Genomic DNA, 21,483 nt, shown 5'->3' with positions numbered 1-21,483 from the left:
GCGGCGCAGCAGGCGTCCAGGACGTGTACCCGCTGGCGGCCCTCCAGGAGGGCATGCTGTTCCACAGCCTCAGGGAGGGCGGGCGCGACCCGTACGTGCTGTCGGGCATGTTCGCCTTCGACAGCCGCGCCCACCTGGACCGCTTCGCCGAGGCCCTGAGCGCCGCCATCGACCGGCACGACGCGCTGCGCACCGCGATCCTCACCGACGGGCTCAGCCGCCCCGTCCAGGTGGTGGTGCGCCACGCCGATTTCACCGTCGACGAGATCGAGGTGGGCCCGGGGGCCACCGCCGAGGACGAGATCGAGGAGATCCTGTCCCGCGCCGCGGCCATACCGCTGGACCGGGCCCCCCTGATCAGGCTGCGCGCCGCACGGCACCCGGTCACCGGGGTGTGGCGGGCGGTGCTGAGCGTCCACCACGTCATCCACGACGCCTCGTCGTTCGTGCTGCTGCTCACGGAGATCGCCGCGCGGATGGGCGGGCGGGCGGACACGCTGCGGGCCCCCACGCCGTACCGGGACTTCGTCGCGCGCACCGGGCACCTGGCCGACCGGCTCGACCCCGCGGACTTCTTCGCCGGGCAGCTCGGGGACATCACCGAACCGACCGTGATGTTCGGCCTGCACGATGTGCACGGCGACGGCAGCCGCACCGTCGAGCTGCGCCGGGAACTGGACGAGGAGCTGGGCGGGAGGATCCGCGCGCTCGCCAAGGAGCTGCGGGTCAGTCCGGCCACCCTGTTCCACGCCGGCTGGGCGCTGGTCGTCGCGGCGTGCGCCGACCGCGACACCGTGGTGTTCGGCACGGTCATGTCCGGCCGGCTCCAGGGCCCCGAGGGGATCGAGCGCATGCTCGGCAGCTTCATCAACACCCTCCCCGTGCGCCTCGACCTCGCCGACAGGTCCGTCCGGGACCTGGTACGGGACACCGAGCGGACCCTGCGCGAGCTGGTGCGCTACGAACAGGTCCCGCTCCCCGAGGCCCAGGGCCACAGCGGCCTGGCGCCCGAGGTCCCGCTGTTCAACGCGTACTTCAACTACCGGCACATGGAGACCGGGGACCGCGCCGGCGAGCCCGGGTCGGCGATCGCCGGGGTCACCCCGCTGACCGGGGTGATCGAGCGGAGCAACTACCCGGTGGCCGTCTCGGTCGACGACCGGGGCCACGCGTTCTCCGTCGAGGCGCTGATCGACCGGGCCCAGGACGCGGGCCTGGTGGTCGACTATCTGGAGACCGCCATGGCGGGTCTGGTGGACGCCCTGGCCGCGCCCGAGGACGCGGAGCGCCCCGCCCTCGAACTGCCCGTACTGCCGGCCGAGCTGCGCCACCAGGTGTTCACCGGGTGGGGCGAGGAGCCGACGCCGTACGACGACGGCCGCTGTCTGCACACCTGGTTCGAGGAGGTGGCGGCCCGCCGGCCGGACGCCACCGCCGTGACGTACCGGGAGACCTCGCTCAGCTACCGCGAGCTCAACGCCCGCGCCAACCGGCTGGCACACCACCTGCGTGACCTGGGCGTCGGCCCGGAGGCGCTGGTCGCGCTCTGTCTGCCGCGCAGCGAGCAGATGGTGATCGGGCAGCTGGCCGTGCTCAAGGCCGGCGGCGCCTACGTACCGCTGGACCCGGCCTCGCCACCGGAGCGGCTTGCCCACGCGCTGGCCGACAGCGCCCCGCACGCCGTGCTGACCGACGGCCCGCTGCCGGAGGGCCTGGCCACCGGTGAGGTCCCGCTGATCGACCTGCGCGCCGACGCCGACCGCTGGGCCACGGCCCCGGACACCGACCCGCCGGCCATGTCGGCGGCGGGGCCCGACACCCTGGCGTACATCATCTACACCTCCGGTTCCACCGGCACCCCCAAGGGGGTGATGGTCGAGCACCGCAACGTCACCCGCCTGTTCACGGCGACGGCCGACTGGTTCCGGTTCGGGCACGACGACGTGTGGACCCTGTTCCACTCCTTCGCCTTCGACTTCTCCGTCTGGGAGATCTGGGGCGCCCTGCTGCACGGCGGCCGCCTGGTGGTCGTGCCCGAGCCCGTGACCCGCGACCCCCGGGAGTTCTACGCCCTCCTGTGCGCCCAGGGCGTCACCGTGCTCAACCAGACGCCGAGCGCCTTCCGGCAGCTCATCGCGGCGCAGGGGGAGGAGCCCGCGGCGCACCGGCTGCGCACGGTCGTCTTCGGCGGCGAGGCGCTGGACGTCGCGGCCCTGCGGCCCTGGCTGCGCCGCCCGGCCAACCAGAACACCGAACTGGTCAACATGTACGGGATCACCGAGACCACGGTGCACGTCACCTACCGGCCGCTGCGCGAGTCGGACCTGGACGCCACGGTCAGCCCGATCGGTGTCCACCTCCCCGACCTGCGCACCTATGTGGTGGACCGGCACGGCAGGCCCGCGCCGATCGGCGTGGTCGGCGAGCTGTACGTCGGCGGCGCCGGGGTGGCGCGCGGCTACCTCAACCGGCCGGAGCTCACCGCGGAGCGGTTCCTGCGGGACCCGTTCCGCGACGATCCCACCGCCCGCGTCTACCGCACCGGCGACCTCGCCCGCCGGCTGCCCGACGGCTCCCTGGAATACCTCGGGCGCAACGACCAGCAGGTGAAGGTGCGCGGCTTCCGCATCGAGCTGGGCGAGATCGAGGCGCGGCTCGGCGCACACGAGGGCGTCGAGGACGCCAGGGTGGTGCTGCGCGACTACGGGGACGACGACAAACGCCTGGTGGGCTATGTGGTGCCGGCCCAGGAGAGCGCGCGCCCCGTGCGCGAACTGCTGCGCCTGGCCCGCACCGAGCCCGAGGCGCTGGAGCGGACCTACGAGCTGCCGAACGGCCTGCCGGTGTTCCACCACAACCGCAGCGAGACCGACTTCGTCTACGAGGAGATCTTCACCAACCTCGAGTACCTGCGGCACGGTGTCACCATCCGCGACGGCGACACCATCGTGGACGTCGGCGCCAACATCGGCCTGTTCACCCTCTTCGCCGGGGTGCGCTGCCCGAGCGCCAGGATCTACGCGTTCGAGCCGATCCCTCCGGTCGCCGACTCGCTGCGCCGCAACGTCGCCCTGCACGGCATCGACGCCACGGTGTTCGACCACGGCCTGGCGGCCGAGGCCAAGGAGGAGACCTTCACCTTCTACCGCCACAACACCGTCATCTCCAGCAGCCGCACCACCCGGGAGCAGGCCCAGGACCTGATGCGCTCGTATCTGCGCAACCAGGAGGAGCTGATCGACGACGACGCGGTCGCCGGTGACGACCTCGTCGACGAGGTGGTCGGCGCCCGGCTCGACAGCGAACAGTTCAGCTGCCGGCTGCGCCCCCTCTCCGACGTCCTGGCCGAACAGGGCATCGACCGGGTCGACCTGCTCAAGGTGGACGTGGAGAACGCCGAGTACGAGGTGCTCCGGGGCATTGACGAGCGGCACTGGCCCAAGATCCGGCAATTGGTCGTGGAGCTCCACGATGTCGACGGCCGGCTCGACACCGTCCTGTCGCTGCTGAAGGAACACGACTACGAGGTGGTCTGCGAGCAGGACAACCGGCTGCTGCGCAACACCCCGCTGTACAACCTCTACGCCCGGCGGATCTCCGACGGACCGGCCACCGACGCCGCGGAGGAACAGCCGGATGCCCCGGCGCGGACCGGGGTGCGCTGGCCGAACCGGACGGCGCTGCGCGACGACCTCCACGGCGCGCTGCGCGGCGGCCTGCCGGAGTACATGCTGCCCACCGCGTACGTCTTCCTCGACGAGCTGCCGCTGACCGGCAACGGCAAGCTGGACCACCGGGCGCTGCCCGATCCGGAGCGGCCGCGCCCCGCGGACACCGGGCGGGTGGCCCCGCGCAGCGAGGCCGAGCGGACCGTGGCCGCCGCCTGGGCGGAACTGCTGCACACCGAGGCCGACCACTTCGACGTGACGGACGACTTCTTCGCCCTGGGCGGCAACTCGCTGCTGGTGACCCGACTGATCAACCTGCTCAAGCGACAGGCCGGCGTGGAACTGCCCGTCCAGGTGGTGTTCGCCACGCCGCGCCTCGCCGCGCTGGCCGCCGAGCTGGAACACCGGATGCCGGTGGGCGCGGCGGCCGGCGGGCTGGACGTCGATCAGATCCTCGCCGGCATCGACCTCATCGAGAGCATGAGCGACGAGGAGCTGGACGCCCTGGACACCGAGCACACGGACCGGACTGAGCAGGCCACGCGGGGGGAAAGGTCATGAGCACCGACCAGCAGGTGAGCGGGCTGGATCTGATCCGGAAGATCAGATCCCTGCCGCCCAGGCGACAGCGCGCCCTGATCGCGATGCTCAGGCGCCAGGGGGTCGACCTCTCCGCGCTCGACAGCATCCCCACACTGGACCGGGCCGCGGACGAACCCATCCAGCTCTCCTACGCTCAGCAGCGGCTGTGGTTCCTGGCGCAACTCGACGGGACCAACGCGCACTACAACATCCCGATGGCGCTGCGGCTGCGCGGCCACCTGGACACCGCCGCGCTGACGCGCGCCGTGGAGCGGGTGGTGGAGCGGCAGGAGGCGCTGCGCACCCGGTTCGTCGACCGGCAGGGCGTCGCGTATCTGCACATCACGGACGGCCGGGACGTCGTGGTGCACGAGCGGACGGTGACGGACACCGCGGAGCTGCGCCGGATCTGTGAACGGGAGGCCGTCACCCCCTTCGACCTGGAACGCGACCCGCTGATCCGGGTGCTCCTGCTCCGGCAGGCCGAGCAGGAACACGTGCTGCTCGTGACCATGCACCACAGCGTGTCCGACGGCTGGTCCCTCGGCGTGTTCCAGCGCGACCTGGCCGCGCTCTACGAGGCGTTCCGCACGGGAGCGCCCGACCCGCTCGCTCCGCTGCCCGTCCAGTACGCCGACTACGCCCACTGGCAGCGCCAGTGGCTCGTCGACGACGTCCAGGCCCGCCAGGTGGCGTACTGGCGCGAACAACTGGCCGGGATCGACCCCACCCTCTCGCTGCCCGCGGACCACGAGCGCCCGGCGGCCAAGACGTACCAGGGGGCGCGGCGGAGCTTCCGCTGCCCGCCCGAGCTGCTGGACCGGCTGCGCAAGATCAGCGAACAGCACGACGTCACCCTCTACATGACACTGCTGGCGGCGTACGCCGTGGTGCTGCACCGCTACACCCACCAGACCGACCTCCCCGTCGGCACGGTCGTGGCCAACCGCAACCGGCTCGAAGTGGAGGGGCTGATCGGCTTCTTCGCCAACACGCTGGTGATGCGCGCCGACCTGACCGGCGACCCGGACTTCCCCGAGCTGCTGGCCCGGGTCAGAAGGACCGCGCTGGAGGCCTACGAACACCAGGACGTCCCCTTCGAGGCCGTGGTGGACGCCCTGGAACTGGAGCGCAGCCTCAGCCACTCCCCCCTCTTCCAGACCATGGTCGTGCTGCAGGAGGCGCAGACCGACCGGGAGAGCAGGCTGGGCGAGCTCGAGGTGTCCCCGGTCGACTTCGACTTCGACATCGCCAAGTTCGACCTGACCCTCGACCTGCGCGAGACGCCCAGCGGGCTGGCCGGCGCCGTCGAGTACAACACCGCCCTGTTCGACCCGGACACCATCGAGCGGTTCATCGGCCACTACACCGAGCTGCTGGCGGCCATCGCGGCGGACCCGGACGCCCGGGTCTCCCGGCTGAGCATGATCGATGACGCGGAGCGGCGCCAGGTCCTGGAGGGCTGGAACGACACCCGCCGCGCGTACTCCGACGACCGGTGTCTGCACCAGCTGTTCGAGGAGGCGGTGGCCGAACACCCGGACCGCACCGCCCTGGTGGACGGCGACCGCACATGGACGTACGCGGAGCTCAACGCCTGGGCCAACCGCATCGGCCACGCCCTGCGCGGTCACGGAGTGGGGCCGGACCGGCTGGTCGGCCTGAGCGCGGAGCGCTCCGCCGCGATGGTGGCGGCCATCCTGGGCGTGCTCAAGGCGGGTGGCGCCTACATGCCGATCGAGCCCTCCTACCCCGCCGCCCGCATCGCCGACCTGATCGAGGGCTCCGGCGTCGAGGTGGTGCTCACCCAGCCGCATCTGGACCAGGAACCGCTGGAGGGGGCGCGCCATGTGCTGGCCGTCCACCCCGACGGCCGGGTCCTGGACCGCGCGGGCCAGGAGGCCGAGGGGGAGTGTGAGGACAACCTCGACGCCGCCGAGCTGGGGCTCGGCCCCGGCCACCTGGCGTATGTCATCCACACCTCCGGCTCGACGGGCCGCCCCAAGGGCGTCATGATCGAGCACCGGGCGGCGGTCAACCGCATCGAGTGGATGCAGAACGAATACCGCCTGACCGACGCCGACGTCGTACTCCAGAAGACCCCCTACAGCTTCGACGTCTCGGTGTGGGAGTTCTTCTGGCCGCTGCTGTCCGGCGCCCGCCTGGCCGTCGCCGCCCCGGAGGGCCACAAGGACCCCGGCTATCTGATCTCGGCCATCCAGCGGTACGGGGTGACCACCCTGCACTTCGTGCCGTCCATGCTCCGCTTGATCGTGGCCGAGCCCGGCTGGTCGCAGTGCACCACCGTCCGCCAGGTGTTCTGCAGCGGCGAGGCCCTGCCGGCGGAGCTGTGCGGCCGGCACTACGCCCGCCACCCGGCCCCGCTGCACAACCTCTACGGCCCCACCGAGGCGGCCGTGGACGTCAGCCACTGGACCTGCCCCAGCGACAAGCTGCCGCGCACCGTCCCCATCGGCAGACCCATCCAGAACATCCGGCTGTATGTGCTCAACGACGCCATGGAACCGCAGGGCATCGGGTGCGTCGGCCAGCTGTACATCGCCGGCGCCGGCCTGGCACGCGGCTATCTGCACCAGCCGGAGCTGACGCGGGAGCGGTTCGTCCCCGATCCGTTCGGCGCCGGGGCGGGCGCGCGGATGTACCGCACCGGCGACCTGGCACGGTGGCGGCCCGACGGGACCCTGGAGTTCCTGGGCCGCGTCGACGACCAGATCAAGCTGCGCGGCTACCGGATCGAGCTCGGCGAGATCGAGCACCGGCTCGGCTCCCACCCCGCCGTGCGGGCGAGCGTGGTCGTCGTCCGCGAGGACCAGCCGGGAAACCAGCGGCTGGTGGCGTACGTGGTCCCCACCGAGGAGTCGGCCGGCGACGATCTGCGCGCCGACCTCGTCCGCCACCTGGAAGAGGCGCTGCCCGAGTACATGGTGCCCAGCGCCTTCGTGACACTGGACGTCCTGCCCGTCACCACCCACGGCAAGCTGGACCGCAAGGCCCTGCCCGCGCCCGACATCACGGCGTACGCCCAGCGCGCCTACGTCGCGCCGCGGACACCGACCGAGCGCCTGCTGGCGTCCCTGTGGGCGGAGCTGCTGGGCTTCGAGGTGGCACGGGTCAGCGCCGACGACAACTTCTTCGCGCTGGGCGGGCACTCCCTCGTCATCACCGTGCTGGTGGCCAGGCTGACCGAGGCAGGCCTGCCCACCGGCGTCAAAGACGTGTTCAGCGCACCCACCCTGGCCGCCCTGGCCGCCCGCATCGACCAGGGGCAGGCCGGGACCGACTACGCCGTACCGCCGAACGGAATCCCGGACGGCTGCGAGCGGATCACCCCGCGGATGCTCCCCCTGGTCGACCTGGCCCAGGAACACATCGACGCGATCACCGCGACCGTGCCCGGCGGCGCCCCGAACGTCCAGGACATCTATCCGCTGGTCCCCTCGCAGGAGGGCATCCTCTTCCACCACCTGGTGGACCCGGACAACGACCCGTACCTGATGTCGGCGGTCTTCGTCGCCGACGACGAAGCGGCGTGCGCCAGGTTCACCGACGCCGTGCAGGCCGTGGTCGACCGGAACGACGTCCTGCGCACCGCCGTGCTCACCGCCGGGCTGCCGGAGCCCGTGCAGGTCGTGTACCGGGCCGCGCCACTGCCCGTGGAGCGGACCCGGCTCGACCCCGACCGCGACCCCGAGCAGCAGGCGCGCGCCCTGCTGGCCACGCCCGCGCCCATGGCGGTCGACCGGGCCCCGATGTTCCGGCTCGTCATCGCCGAGGACCCGCACGCAGACCGGCGCTACGTCGTGCTGAACTTCCACCACCTCATCGAGGACGCCACCTCGCTGCGGCTGATCATGGACGAGATCACGGCCCATCTGGCGGGCCGGGCCGATCTGCTGGCCCCGCCCGCGCCGTACCGGGACTTCGTCGCGCACACCCTGCACCAGCTCGGGTCCGGGGACGCGGAGAGCTACTTCCGGGACGTCCTCGGCGATGTCAACGAGCCCACGACGCCCTTCGGGCTGACCGACGTACGCGGCGACGGGCGCCGGACGCGCAAGCCGCGCCGGTCCCTGCCCGCGGAGCTCACCGAGGCGCTGCGCGGCCAGGCGCAGCGGCTGCACATCAGCCCCGCCTGCCTGTTCCACGCCGCCTGCGCGGTGGTCGTGGCCGCGGGCAGCGGGCGCGACGACGTGGTGTTCGGCACCGTGATGTCGGGCCGTCTCCAGGGCGTGCCCGGCGTGGAGCGGATGCTCGGCAACTTCATCAACACCCTTCCCCTGCGGGTGCGGCTGGAGGGCAAAACGGTCCGTGAGCTGATCGCGGACGTCGACGCCGGGCTGAAGGAGCTGATCGCCCGCGAGCAGAGCTCGCTGAGCGTGGCGCAGCGCGGCACCGGCCTGGACAGCGACACCCCCCTGTTCAGCGCGGCCGTCAACTTCCGCCACTTCGAGCCCCGGCACGGCGAGGAGCAGGCCCCCCGCATCGAGGACTGGGGCGTCCGCTGGCTCGCGTCCATGGACCGGACCAACTACCCGATGGGCATCTCCCTCGACGACCTGGGCAGCGAGCTGTCTCTCACCGTCCAGGTCGAGGACCGGATCGAGCCCGAGGCGCTGCTTGACTACGTCGAGACGGCCCTGGCCGGGATCGTCGCGGCCCTCGCCGCCGACGACGGCGCCGGCACCGCCGCGCTCGACATCGACGTACTGCCCGCCCCGGAGCGGCGGCGGCTGCTGGTCGAGTGGAACGACACCGCCCAGCCCTACCCGCACGACAGCTGCCTCTTCGAGCTGTTCGAGGCACAGGTGGCCCGGCGGCCGGACGAGGTGGCCGTGGTCCACGGCGACCGGCGGCTCACCTACGCCGAACTCAACGCCCGCGCCAACCAGGTCGCCCACCACCTCCGCCGCCACGGCGTCGGCCCGGACACCCTGGTCGGGCTGTGCGTGGACAGGTCGCCGGAACTGGTGATCGGCCTGCTCGGCATCCTCAAGGCCGGCGGCGCGTATGTGCCGATCGACCCCGGCTACCCCGAGGAGCGCATCCACGACCTCGTGCGGTACTCCAAGGTCGACGTCCTGCTCAGCCGGTCCGGTCTGCCGTCCACCCTGTTCGACGGCGTGGCCGAGGTCCTGTACCTCGACACGGGCGTACGCGCCCGCGACGGTCTGCAGGCGCTGGCCGGCCTGCCCGAGGACAACCTGTCCCGCGCCGAGCTGGGCGTGACGCCGGAACACCTGGCCTACGCCATCTTCACCTCGGGCACCACCGGCCGGCCCAAGGGCGTGCTGGTGGAGCAGCGCGGCGTCGTCCGGCTGCTGTGCAACCCCGACTACTTCCCGCCGAGCGACGACACCGTGATGGTGCACCACTCGTCGATCTCGTTCGACGCCGGATCCCAGGAGGTGCTGACCCCGCTGGTGGCGGGCGGTCGGCTGGTCCTGCACGACGGCGACTCCAAGGACGTGGAGCAACTGCTCGACTGCGTGGAGCGGACCGGGGTGACCACGATGCTCCTGTCCGCGGCCTTCCTGCCCGCGTTCGCCGAGGCGGCCGGGGGACGGCGGCTCGCGCTGACCTATCTCGCGGTGGTCGGCGAGGCGTTCTCGGCCCGGGACGTGCGCCGGCTCTTCGCGGCGCAGCCGGAGCTCACGGTGGTCAACGGATACGGCCCCACCGAGAACAGCATCGCGTCGACGTACCACCCGATCCCCAGGGACATCGCCGAGGACGCCCGCGTCCCGATCGGCCGTCCCGTGCCCCAGTCCACCGCGTACGTCACGGACAGCCGGCTGCGGCTGGTGCCCACCGGAGTCGTCGGCGAGCTGTGCGTGGGCGGCGCCGGCGTGGCGCGCGGCTACCTCGACGACCCCGAGCTGACCGCCGCCCGGTTCGTCACCGACCCGTTCGGCACGGACCCGGCCGGCCGGCTGTACCGGACCGGCGACCTGGTGCGCCGACTGCCCGACGGCGCCCTCGAATTCCTCGGCCGGGTGGACGACCAGGTCAAGGTGCGCGGCTTCCGCGTCGAACCGGGCGAGATCGAGACCGCGCTCCAGTCGCACCCCGCGGTGCACAGCGCCGTGGTGGTGCCGCAGGCGTCCGGGGAGACCCGGTCGCTGGCCGCGTATGTGCGGCCGACGGCGCGGTGGCTCGACGCCGCGGCCGAGGAGCAGAACGCGGAACACCTCCAGCAGTGGCAGCGGGTCTTCGAGGACCGCCACACCGAGACCCCCGCGGACGGGGCTCCCGCCGACACCGCCGGCGAGGGCATGAACCTGACCAGCTGGGAGAGCAGCTACACCGGCGAGCCGATCCCCGAGCCCGAGATGTTCGAGTGGATCGACGGGACCGTACAGCGGATCACCGAGCTGCGGCCGAAGCGCCTGCTGGAGGTCGGCTGCGGCACCGGCCTGCTGCTGTTCCGGTACGCCGAGAGCTGCGCGGCCGTACACGCCCTCGACATCTCCGCCGGGGCGCTGGAGGAGGTCCGGCAGGGCGTGGAACGCCGCGGCTGGTCGCATGTGACCCTCACCCACGGCGACGCGCTGGCGGTGCGCGAGCTGGCCGGATCCACCTTCGACGTGGTGGTGCTCAACTCGGTCGCCCAGTACTTCCCCAACCGCCTGTACCTGGAGGAGGTCATCGCCCGGCTGCTGCCGCTGGTCGAGGACGGCGGCCGCATCCTCCTGGGCGACATGCGCAACCTGGACCTGTTCTCCGCCCACGTGGGCGCGGTCGAGCGCAGCCGCACCTCCACCCGCACCACCGTCGGCGCGCTGGCCGCCCGGGTGCAGCGCCGCCGCCGGCAGGAGACCGAACTGCTGGTCAGCCCCACCTGGTTCGCCGGTCTTGCCGAGCGCTTCCCCGAGCTCGGCGCCGTCGACCTGATGGTCAAGCGCGGCCTGGGCGACAACGAGATGCTGGCCTACCGCTACGACGCCGTGCTGACCAAGGGCCCCGCCCGGTCCGGCGCTCCGCTGCCGTGGCTGACCGCCACCGGCCCGGAGGGGCTGCGCGCCCTGCTGGACGGCGGCGACCTCCCGGACCGGTTCGGGGTGACCGGCCTGACCAACCCCCGCATCGCCGACGACGTACGGGTCGCCGAGGGACTGACCCGCTGGGCGTCCGCCCGGCAGGTGGAGCCGCTGCCGGGCGGCGTGCGGATGAGCGCCGCGGCCGCCGCCGAGGTACGGGAGCTGGAAGCCGCGCTGACCCACGCCGAAGGGCTCGGCTACCGGGTGGCGGCCACCTGGTCACAGGACCGGCCCGACGGCCTCGACCTGGTCCTCGGGCGGGACGAGCTGCCCCCGGTGCGCGCCCGCGCCCCCTACCGCGGCGCCGCCCTGGCCAACAGCCCGCAGATCGGCCGCATGGGCGCGTCGATGGCCCGGACCCTCAAGGAACACCTGTCGGCACGGCTGCCCGACCACATGGTCCCCGGCGTGTTCGTGATCCTCGAGGAGCTTCCCGTCACGCCGAACGGCAAGGTCGACAAGCGGGCCCTGCCCGCCCCGGACGAGGAGGACGTGGCCAAGGAGACCTACGTCGCGCCCCGCACCGAGACACAGAAAACGCTGTGCCGTCTGGTCGCCGGCGTGCTCGGCCTCAAGCGAGTGGGGCTCCAGGACAACTTCTTCGACCTCGGCGGGCACTCCCTGTCGGCCACCCGGCTGACCATCCGGGTCAAGAAGGAACTGGGCGTGGAGCTGTCGCTCCAGCTGATCCTGGGCGGCGCCTCGGTCGAGGAGATGGCCGCCGCCCTGGACAGCGCGCTGGAGCCCGCGCAGGACGCCGGGGCGGCCGACCCCGAACCGGCGGCGGCGCCGGTACGGCCGAGGCAGGTACGGCCGGGGGACGAGATCCCCCTCGCCCTGCAACAGCGGGACCTGTGGTTCCTCGACCGGCCGGAACACCTCGGCTCGGCGCACGACAACGTGCAGTTCGCCTTCCAGGTCACCGGCCCGCTGGACCGGGACGCCTGGGCGCGCGCCGTGCGGGCCGTCGTCGACCGGCACACCGTGCTGCGCACCAGCTATGTGCGCCGTGACGGGGCGGTCCTGCAGCGGGTGAACGACGGCGTCGACATCGACGTACCCGTCCTGCCCTTCGGCGGTGGCGGCGACTTCGACGGCCGCGATGCCGCCGAGTGGCTGCGGGCCGAACGGGCGCGCCCCTTCGCCCCCGGCGACCCCTGCCAGCTCCGGGTCCATCTGCTGGCCCGCTCCGACACCGACCACCTGGTGGTCGTCACCCGCCCGTGGGGCGTCGTCGACGGCTGGTCGACCGGCATCCTGCTGACCGAACTGTCCGCGTACTACCGGGCGCTGAGCCGGGGCGCCGAACCGGACCTGCCGGCCCTGCCGTTGAGTTACGCCGACTTCGCCCGCTGGCAGGGCGGCGCGGTCGACCAGGCGGAGCTGGACCGGCAGCGGAGCTACTGGCGCACCCGGCTGGCCGGGCTGCCCGGATGCCTGTCGCTGCGCACCGACTACCCGCGGCCCGCGGTGAAGTCCCATCAGGGCTCCTCGGTGGAGCTGCGGCTCCCGGCCGATCTGCTCACCCGGCTCCGGCGGCTCGGCCAGGACCGCGGCGCCACGCTGTACATGACCCTGCTGTCGGCGTTCGCGGCGCTGCTGGGCGGCCGTACCGCCGACCGTGAGGTGGCGATCGGCTCGCCGGTCTCCAACCGGCCCCGGCCCGAGCTGGAACAGCTCGTCGGCTACTTCGTCAACAGACTGGTCCTGCGGCTGGACATCGCGCCGGAGCGGGCCTTCACCGAGCTGCTGGCCCAGGCCCGGACGGTCACGGCCGAGGCGCACGAGCACAAGGACCTGCCCTTCCGGGACCTGGTCCAGGAGCTGGTGCCGGAGCCCGACCCGGCGTACCCGCCGCTGTGCCAGGTGATGTTCAACCTGATCCCGGCCTCGGGCGAGGGCAGCGGCGGCCCCACCGCTGCCGCCGACTTCCAGGTGCGGCCGGTGCCGGTCGACTCCGGCACCGCGAAGTTCGATCTGAACCTGATGGTGCAGGAGACCGAGGCCGGGCTGACCGGCTACCTGGAGTACAGCGCGGACCTGTTCGCGCGCGGCACCGCCGAGGCCATGGTGCGGGACTACGAGCGGCTGCTGCGGGAGATCGCCGCGGACCCGGAGGCCGACCTGGCCGGGCTGCGGGCCCGCGCCGACCTGTCGCGGAGCGAGGGAGACGACGCGTGAGCGACCTGGCCCGACACGAGCCGGTCCCAACCGACGGCTCGGCGTCCACGCACGGCCCGGCCCTGCCCCAGGGCCCGGCCGAACACGCGGTCGCCGTGGTCGGCATGTCCTGCCGGGTCCCGGGCGCCGAGGACGTCCACGCTTTCTGGCGGCTGCTGCACGACGGCGTGGACGCGATCACCGACGCCCCCGCGGACCGGTGGGACCCGGACGCCGTACCGGACGAGCCGGCCGCGACCGGGCTGCGGCGGGGCGGCTTCCTCGACCGGGTGGCCGACTTCGACAGCGAGTTCTTCGCCATCTCACCGCGCGAGGCCGCGGCGATGGACCCGCGGCAGCGGCTGGCCCTGGAGCTGAGCTGGGAGGCGCTGGAGGACGCGGGCGTCGTACCGGAGACCCTGCGCGGCGGCTCCACCGCGGTCTTCCTCGGCGCCACCGGGGACGACTACGCCTCGCTCGTCCACCGGTCCGGCACGGACGCCGTGTCCCACCACTCCCTGCCGGGGCTCAGCCGGGGCCTCATCGCCAACCGGGTCTCCTACCAGTTCGGCTTCCGCGGGCCGAGCCTCGCCGTGGACACCGCGCAGTCCTCCTCCCTGGCCGCCGTCCACCTGGCCTGCGAGAGCCTGCTCTCGGGCGCCACCGGGCTCGCCCTGGCCGGTGGTGTGCATCTGAACCTGGTCCCGGAGGGCGCCCTCGCCTTCGCCCGCGCGGGCGCGTTCTCCCCGGACGGCCGCTGCTACACCTTCGACGCGCGGGCCAACGGGTTCGTGCGGGGCGAGGGCGGCGGCATCGTCGTCCTCAAGCGCCTCGCGGACGCGGTCGCCGACGGCGACCCGATCTCCTGTGTGCTGCTCGGCAGCGCACTGAACAACGACGGCGGCGGCCCGGGGCTGACCGTTCCCGACGGCGACGCGCAGGAGGCCCTGCTGCGGCAGGCGTACGCGCGGGCGGGGGTCGAGCCGGGGCGGGTGCGCTACGTCGAGCTGCACGGCACCGGCACACGGGTCGGCGACCCGATCGAGGCGGCCGCCCTGGGGTCGGTGTTCGGCCAGGGGCGCGACGCCGCCGAGCCGTTGCTCGTCGGGTCGGTCAAGACCAACATCGGCCACCTCGACGGCGCCTCCGGGGTCATCGGGCTCATCAAGGTCGCGCTGTCGCTGCGGCACGCGGCCATTCCGGCCAGCCTGAACTTCACCGAGCCGCATCCGTCGATCCCGATGGATCGCTGGAAGATCCGGGTCAACGACACCACCGGCCAGTGGCCGGACGGCCCCCGGCTCGCCGGGGTCAGCTCCTTCGGCATCGGCGGGACGAACTGCCATGTGGTCGTCGCCGACCGCCCCACCGCCGCCGCACCGCGGGAGGCTCTCGCCGCCGGCTCCCCGGCCCCGGAACGCGAGCCGGTGCCCGTGCCGGTGCCGGTCCACGGGCGCTCGGAGGCGGCGCTGCGGGCCCAGGCGGAGCGGTTGCACGCATGGGTGGTGGCCCATCCGGACCTGTCCCCGGCAGACGTCGGATTCTCCGCCGTGACCACCCGATCGGTGCTGGAGCATCGTGGCGTGGTCATCGCCGCCGACCGCGCCGAGTTGCTGGAGGGCCTGGCCGCGCTGGCGGCGGACGAGCCCGCGGCCGGCGTGGCGCGGGGCTCCGCGACCACCGAGACCGGTGTGGTGTGGGTGTTCCCGGGCCGGGTGCCGCACGGGTTCGGGGCGATGGCCGAACTGTGGGAGTCCTGCGCCGCGTTCGGCGCGCGGATGGACGAATGCGAGCGGCTGCTGAGCGACCTGGTCGACTGGTCGCTGCGGGACGTCCTGGCCGACGAGGCCGCCCTGGCCCGGGCGGAGGTCGCACAGCCGGCCCTGTTCGCGGTCATGGTCTCGCTTGCCGAGGTGTGGCGTTCGACGGGGATCGAGCCGTCCGCCGTGGTGGGCCAGGGGCAGGGGGAGATCGCCGCGCAGTGTGCGGTCGGCACGACGGCGCTCGCGGACGGGCTGCGGCTGGTGGTCGAGAGCGGCCGAGCCCGCGCGGCGGGGGACTCCGGTTCCGGAGCGATGGCCGAGGAGCCGACCGGGTGGGAGGAGGCCATCCGGGCGCGGGCCGAGGACGGCCACCGGATCTTCCTGGAGATCAGCCCGCACCCCGTGCTGACCGAGACCGTCCGGGAGCTCGCCGGCGGCGCCCTGGTCCAGGACACGCTGCGCCACGACGAGGAACCGGTCCGGCGGCTGCTGTCGTCCATGGCCGCGTTGCACGTCCACGGTGTCGCGGTGGACTGGCGGCCGATGCTCGGCGGGGGCCGTACGGTCGACCTGCCCACCTACGCGTTCCAGCGGCAGCCCCACTGGGCCACCGGGAGCGCCCTCGCCCCGGCCACGCCACGGCGGGAGGCGGCACCGGAGGCCGAGCCGGATTCCGAGCCGGATTCCGGGCGGGCAACCGGCCTGGCCGCACGGGACCTGGGGGAGCAGGACCTGTGGGAGCTGGTCCGGGCCCAGGCGGCGGATCTGCTCGGGTACGCGGACCCGCGGGCGGTCGAGGACGACCGCGCCTTCGAGGACATCGGATTCGACTCGGTGACGGCGGTCGACTTCGGCAACCGGCTGAGCCTCGCCACGGGCGTACGGCTCACCGACACCCTGCTCTTCGACTACCCGACCCCACGGCTGCTGGTGGAGCACCTGCGCGAGGAGCTGTCGGGACCGGATCTGCCCGACGACGAGGCGGCCGGACGCGATGCGGCGGCCGGACGCGACGGGGCCGCCGGGCGGTCCGCCACGGACGACGACGCGATCGCGATCGTGGGCATGGCCTGCCGGTATCCGGGGGGCGTGTCCTCCCCGGAGGACCTGTGGCGGCTGGTCTCCGACGAGGTGGACGCCATCTCACCGTTCCCGGGGGACCGGGGCTGGAGCCTGGACGACAGCGCCGCGAGCGGCCCGCACGCCGGTGGTTTCCTCGACCACGCGGCCCACTTCGACGCCGGGTTCTTCCGGATCAGCCGGCGCGAGGCGCTGGCCATGGACCCGCAGCAGCGCCTGTTGCTCGAGGTGTCATGGGAGGCGCTGGAGCGGGCGAGGCTCGACCCGGCGGCCCTGCGCGGCAGCCGGACGGCGGTGTTCGTCGGCGTCATGGGCCAGGACTACGTACCGCGCCTGCACGAGACGGCGGAGGGTTTCGCCGGACACGCCCTGACCGGCGGCGCGCCGAGTGTGGCGTCGGGGCGGGTGGCGTACGCGTTCGGGTTCGAGGGTCCGGCGGTGAGTGTCGACACGGCGTGTTCCTCGTCGCTCGTGGGGCTGCATCTGGCGGCGCAGGCGTTGCGGGCGGGGGAGTGTTCGCTGGCGCTGGCCGGTGGGGCCACGGTGATGTCCACGCCCGGCATGTTCGTGGAGTTCTCGCGGCAGGGCGGGCTGTCGCCGGACGGGCGGTGCAAGGCGTTCTCTGACGCGGCCGATGGCACGGGGTGGGCCGAGGGCGTGGGGATGCTGGTGCTGGAGCGGCTGTCGGACGCGCGGCGCAACGGGCACCGGGTGCTGGCGGTGGTGCGGGGCTCGGCGGTCAACCAGGACGGCGCGTCGAACGGCCTGTCCGCGCCGAACGGGCCTTCACAGCAACGGGTGATCAGCCAGGCGCTGGCCGGGGCCGGTCTGTCGGCAGCGGACGTCGATGCGGTGGAGGCGCACGGCACCGGCACCCGGCTCGGTGATCCGATCGAGGCGCAGGCGATCATGGCGACGTACGGCCACGGCCGCGAACGGCCGCTGTGGCTGGGGTCCTTGAAATCGAACATCGGTCATGCGCAGGCGGCGGCGGGTGTCGGCGGTGTGATCAAGATGGTGATGGCGATGCGTGCCGGTGTGCTTCCGGCGACGTTGCATGTGGGGGAGCCGTCGTCGCATGTCGACTGGTCGGCGGGTGCGGTCGAGCTGCTGACGGAGCGGCGGGCGTGGCCGGAGGTGGATCGGCCGCGTCGGGCGGGTGTGTCGTCGTTCGGGATCAGCGGGACCAACGCGCATGTGATCGTGGAGCAGGCACCGCCGGACGGAGCCGAGCCACGGGAGGACGCCCCCGCGGCGGGTGGCCCAGTGCCGGTGGTGGTGTCGGCGCGGTCCGAGGCCGCGTTGCGGGCCCAGGCTGCGCGGCTGCGGGAGTGGGTGGCCGACGATCCGGAGCTCGGCCCGGCGGACGTGGGCTATTCGACGGTGACGACGCGGTCGGCGCTTGAGCACCGTGCCGCGGTGGTGGCCGCGGACCGCGCGGAGCTGCTGGCGGGCCTGACCGCCCTGGCGGCCGGGGAACAGTCTGCGGACGCCCTTGCCGACATCCCCGCGGCCGGCCGGACCGCGTTCCTGTTCACCGGAGGCGGTGCTCAGCGGCTCGGCATGGGGCGTGAACTTGCCGCGGCGTTCCCGGCCTTCGCCGAGGCGCTGGACGAGGTCTGCGCCGAACTCGACCGGCACCTGGACCGGCCGCTGCGGGAAGTGATGTTCGCCGAACCGGGCACCGCGGAGGCCGCGTTGCTCGACCGGATCGGCTGGATGCAGACGGCGATATTCGCCTTCCAGGTGGCGCTGTTCCGGCTGGTGACCTCCTGGGGCGTCACGCCCGACTTCGTGGCCGGCCACTCCACCGGCGAACTCGCCGCGGCCCATGTGGCGGGGGTGCTGTCGCTGCCCGACGCGTGTGTGCTGGTGACCGCGCGCGGACGGTTGCAGCAGAACCTCCCGCCCGGCGGCGCCATGGTGGCGCTGGGCGTCCCCGAGGCCGATGTGCTGCCGCTGCTGGGCGACCGGGTGTCGATCGCGGCGGTGAACGGCCCCTCGTCGATCGTCATCGCGGGCGACGAGGACGCGGTGCTCGACATCGCCGGCCGGATGGAGGCGGAGGGGCGGCCGGTCAAGCGGCTGCGGATCTCGCACGCCTCGCACTCGCCCCGGATGGACCCGATGCTGCCCGAGTTCCGGGCCGTGGCCGAAGAGCTCTCGTTCCACGAACCGGCGATCCCGATGACGACGTCGGAGCCGCAGACGCCGGAGCGCTGGGTGCGTCATGTGCGGGACACCGTGCGCTTCGCCGACGACATCGCCTGGCTGGTCGAACAGGGCGTCACCGCGTTTGTGGAGCTGGGGCCTGACGCCGCGCTGGTCCCCATGGTCGAGGAGTGTCTGGACGGCCGTGACGCCGTGGTGGTGCCCCTGCAGCGGCGCGACCGCGGCGAGCCGCGCGAGGTGATGAGGGCCCTGGCACGCCTCTGCGTCCACGGCGTCGCCATGGATCTGCCGAAAGTGCTGTCCGGCGGGCGCTCCGTGGACCTTCCGACGTACGCCTTCCGGAGCGAGCGGTACTGGCTGGACGCCACGGCGGGGCAGCCGCTGCTGGGACACCCGGTGGAACTGGCGGACGGCGGCGCGCTGCTGTCGGGCCGGCTGTCCCTGGGGACCCGGCCCTGGCTGACCGACCACCGCGTGCTCGGCCGGGCCGTGGTGCCGGGAACGGCCCTGCTGGAGATGGCCCTGGGCATTGGCGACGCGGTGGACGAGCTGACGATGCTGACGCCCCTGGTGGTGCCCGAGCGGGGCGAGGTCGAGGTGCAGCTGACGGCGGCCGCGCCCGACGAGTCCGGCCGGCGGCAGTTCCGTGTCCACGGCCGCCTCGACGGGGAGTGGCAGCTGCACGCCACGGGTCAGATGGCGCCGCCCGGCCCCGGTTCCGCGTCCGCGGCGGCCGTGCTGACCGCATGGCCCCCGGCCGGAGCGACGCCGGTGGAGCGCGACGGCTGGTACGACGAGCTGGCCGGGCGGGGCCTGGAGTACGGCCCGGCGTTCCGCACTCTGCGGGCGGTGTGGCGGGACGGCGACGACCTCCTCGTCGAGGTGTCCCTCCCCGGCGAGGCCGGCCCGTTCGCCGTTCATCCGGCGCTGCTGGACGCGGTGCTCCACCCGCTGGTGGCGGCGTATGCCGCCGGCCCCCTGATGCCGTTCTCCTGGCTGGGTGTTCGGCTGGCCCGGGTGGGCGCGGCCCAGTTGCGCGTACGGATCACCCCCACGGGCGAGAACCGCGCGTCGCTGACGGTCGCCGACGGCAGCGGCCTCGAGGTGCTGTCGGTCGACTCCCTCCTGCTGCGGCCGCTGGACGCGCGCCGGTTCGACCCCAAGCTGTTCCAGGTCGAATGGCGTGAGGTCGCCACGCCGGGCCACACGCCGGGCGACACACCGGCCGCCACCACGGTGCTGCCCGTGCGGCCGGGTGGCTCCGACGTGCCCGAGGACGCCAGGACGACCGCGGAGTCCGTGCTGGGGCAGGTGCAGGACTGGTTGCGGGACCACGACGACGACTCGGCGAGGCTCACGGTGGTGACCCGCCGCGCCGTGGCCGTGGAGCCGGACGAGGACGTGGATCCCGCCGCCGCCACCGTGTGGGGCCTGTTGCGCCCCGTACAGACCGAGTTCCCCGGGCGCGTCGTGCTGGTGGACACGGACACGGACGCGGACACGGAAGCGGACGGCGAGCTCACCGCCGGCACGCCGCCCACTGACGAGCCGCAGCTCGCCCTGCGGTCGGGCCGGGCCTTCACGCCCCGGCTCGCCCGCGGCTCCGTCCCCGCGGCAGACCCCGACCGACAGCCGCTCGACCCCGCCGGGACCGTGCTGATCACCGGTGGCACCGGCGGGCTCGGCGCCGCCGTCTCCCGCCATCTGGTGACCCGCCACGGCGTACGCCACCTGCTGCTGGTCAGCCGCGGCGGCAAGGCCCCGGACGACCTGGTGGCGGAGTTGACCGCGGCGGGCGCGTCCGTCTCGGTGGCCGCCTGTGACGTCACCGACCGCGCCGCGCTGGCGAAGGTCATCGCGGCCGTTCCCGCCTCGGCGCCGCTGCGCGCCGTCATCCACGCGGCGGGGGCCATGGAGGACGCCGCCGCGCTGTCGCTCACCCCGGACCGGCTGCACGCGGTGCTGTCGCCCAAGGTCGACGGGGCCTGGCAGCTGCACGAGCTGACCCGCGACCTCGACCTGACGGCGTTCGTGCTGTTCTCCTCGGTCACGGCCACGGTCGGATTCGCCGGCCAGGCGAACTACGCCGCGGCCAACGCGTTCCTCGACGGGCTCGCCCACCACCGGCGCGCGCTGGGGCTGCCCGCGGTCTCGCTCGGCTGGGGGCTGTGGGAGCGGAGCACCGGGCTCACCGAGCGGCTCGGGCAGGTCGACAAGGAGCGGGTCCGCCGGATGGGCGTACGACAACTGCCCACCGACGACGGGCTGGCCCTGCTCGACCTCGGGCTGTCCGCGGACCGGGCCCATCTGGTGCCCGCCTGGGTCGACCTGTCCGGGCCCGACGTCGACCCGCCGGCCATCCTCCGCGGCCTTGCCCCGGCCGCATCCTCCGGTGGCAGGAGGCAGGAACGCGCGCAGTCGTCGCCGGACGCGGCGGCGGGGGAAGCTCCGCAGACCCTGCGCGACCGGCTGCTCACCATGGCCGGACACGACCGGGAGCTGACGGTGCGGCGCGTGGTGCAGGCCGAGATCGCAACCGTGCTCCGCCGCTCGGGGCCGGGTACCGTGCCGCCCGACCGCGGCTTCATGGACCTGGGCTTCGACTCGCTGACCGCGCTGGAGCTGCGGCAACGACTCGCCACGCTCACCGGGCTGAAGCTGCCGCCCACCATGATCTTCAACCATCCGACTCCGGGCGCCCTGGCGCAGCACCTGCTGCAGCGGCTCGTACCGGACGAGCCGCCCACCGAAGCGCTACCGCCCACCGAACAGCCCTCGGTGCTGGCCGAGCTGGACCGGTTGGCGGTCAGCATGGCCGCCGTCGGGGACGAGGGCGTGCGATCGGCCGCCACCGAGCGGCTGTGGGAGCTGCTGGCGACGGTGGCCGCCGGATCGGATGCGACGGAGCCGTTGAACGACCGGGAAATCGAGTCGGCGGGCGAGGAGGAGCTGTTCGCCTTGATCGACGATGAGCTGGGGGACCTCCAACCGTGAGCAACG

General features: G+C 73.4%; 3 protein-coding genes (1 of these 3 running past the window's edge). All 3 read left to right on the top strand.

The window, feature by feature from the left end:
• Tightly spaced (each overlapping or abutting the next), the 3 genes in view from ACFZDL_RS30735 to ACFZDL_RS30725 form a layout consistent with a single transcriptional unit that may run on beyond the window.
• Positions 1-4,229 carry the end of an amino acid adenylation domain-containing protein gene (locus ACFZDL_RS30735; RefSeq protein WP_353595001.1) on the top strand. Its footprint begins 8,482 nt before the window's first position, so only the last 4,229 of its 12,711 coding nucleotides appear in the window; the start codon falls outside the window, past its left edge; its stop codon occupies positions 4,227-4,229.
• Positions 4,226-13,489: an amino acid adenylation domain-containing protein gene (locus ACFZDL_RS30730; RefSeq protein WP_353595002.1), complete on the top strand. Its 9,264-nt coding sequence runs from the start codon at positions 4,226-4,228 to the stop codon at positions 13,487-13,489. The genes ACFZDL_RS30735 and ACFZDL_RS30730 overlap by 4 nt, the downstream gene beginning before the upstream one ends.
• Complete coding sequence (locus ACFZDL_RS30725) at positions 13,486-21,477, top strand: SDR family NAD(P)-dependent oxidoreductase (RefSeq protein ID WP_353595003.1); 7,992 nt, start codon at positions 13,486-13,488, stop codon at positions 21,475-21,477. Before ACFZDL_RS30730 ends, ACFZDL_RS30725 begins: the two co-directional genes overlap by 4 nt.
• Positions 21,478-21,483 lie beyond the last annotated feature (6 nt).

This window comes from Streptomyces sp. NPDC007917, from assembly GCF_042959105.1.
Taxonomy (GTDB): Bacteria; Actinomycetota; Actinomycetes; order Streptomycetales; family Streptomycetaceae; genus Streptomyces.
Note: the sequence above shows the minus strand (reverse complement) of the source record. Positions and strands in the feature narration are given on the sequence as shown.

Excerpts from the sequence above, each read along its gene's own strand:
- ACFZDL_RS30730 (WP_353595002.1), top strand. The coding sequence starts at position 4,226 with ATGAGCACCGACCAGCAGGTGAGCGGGCTGGATCTGATCCGGAAGATC.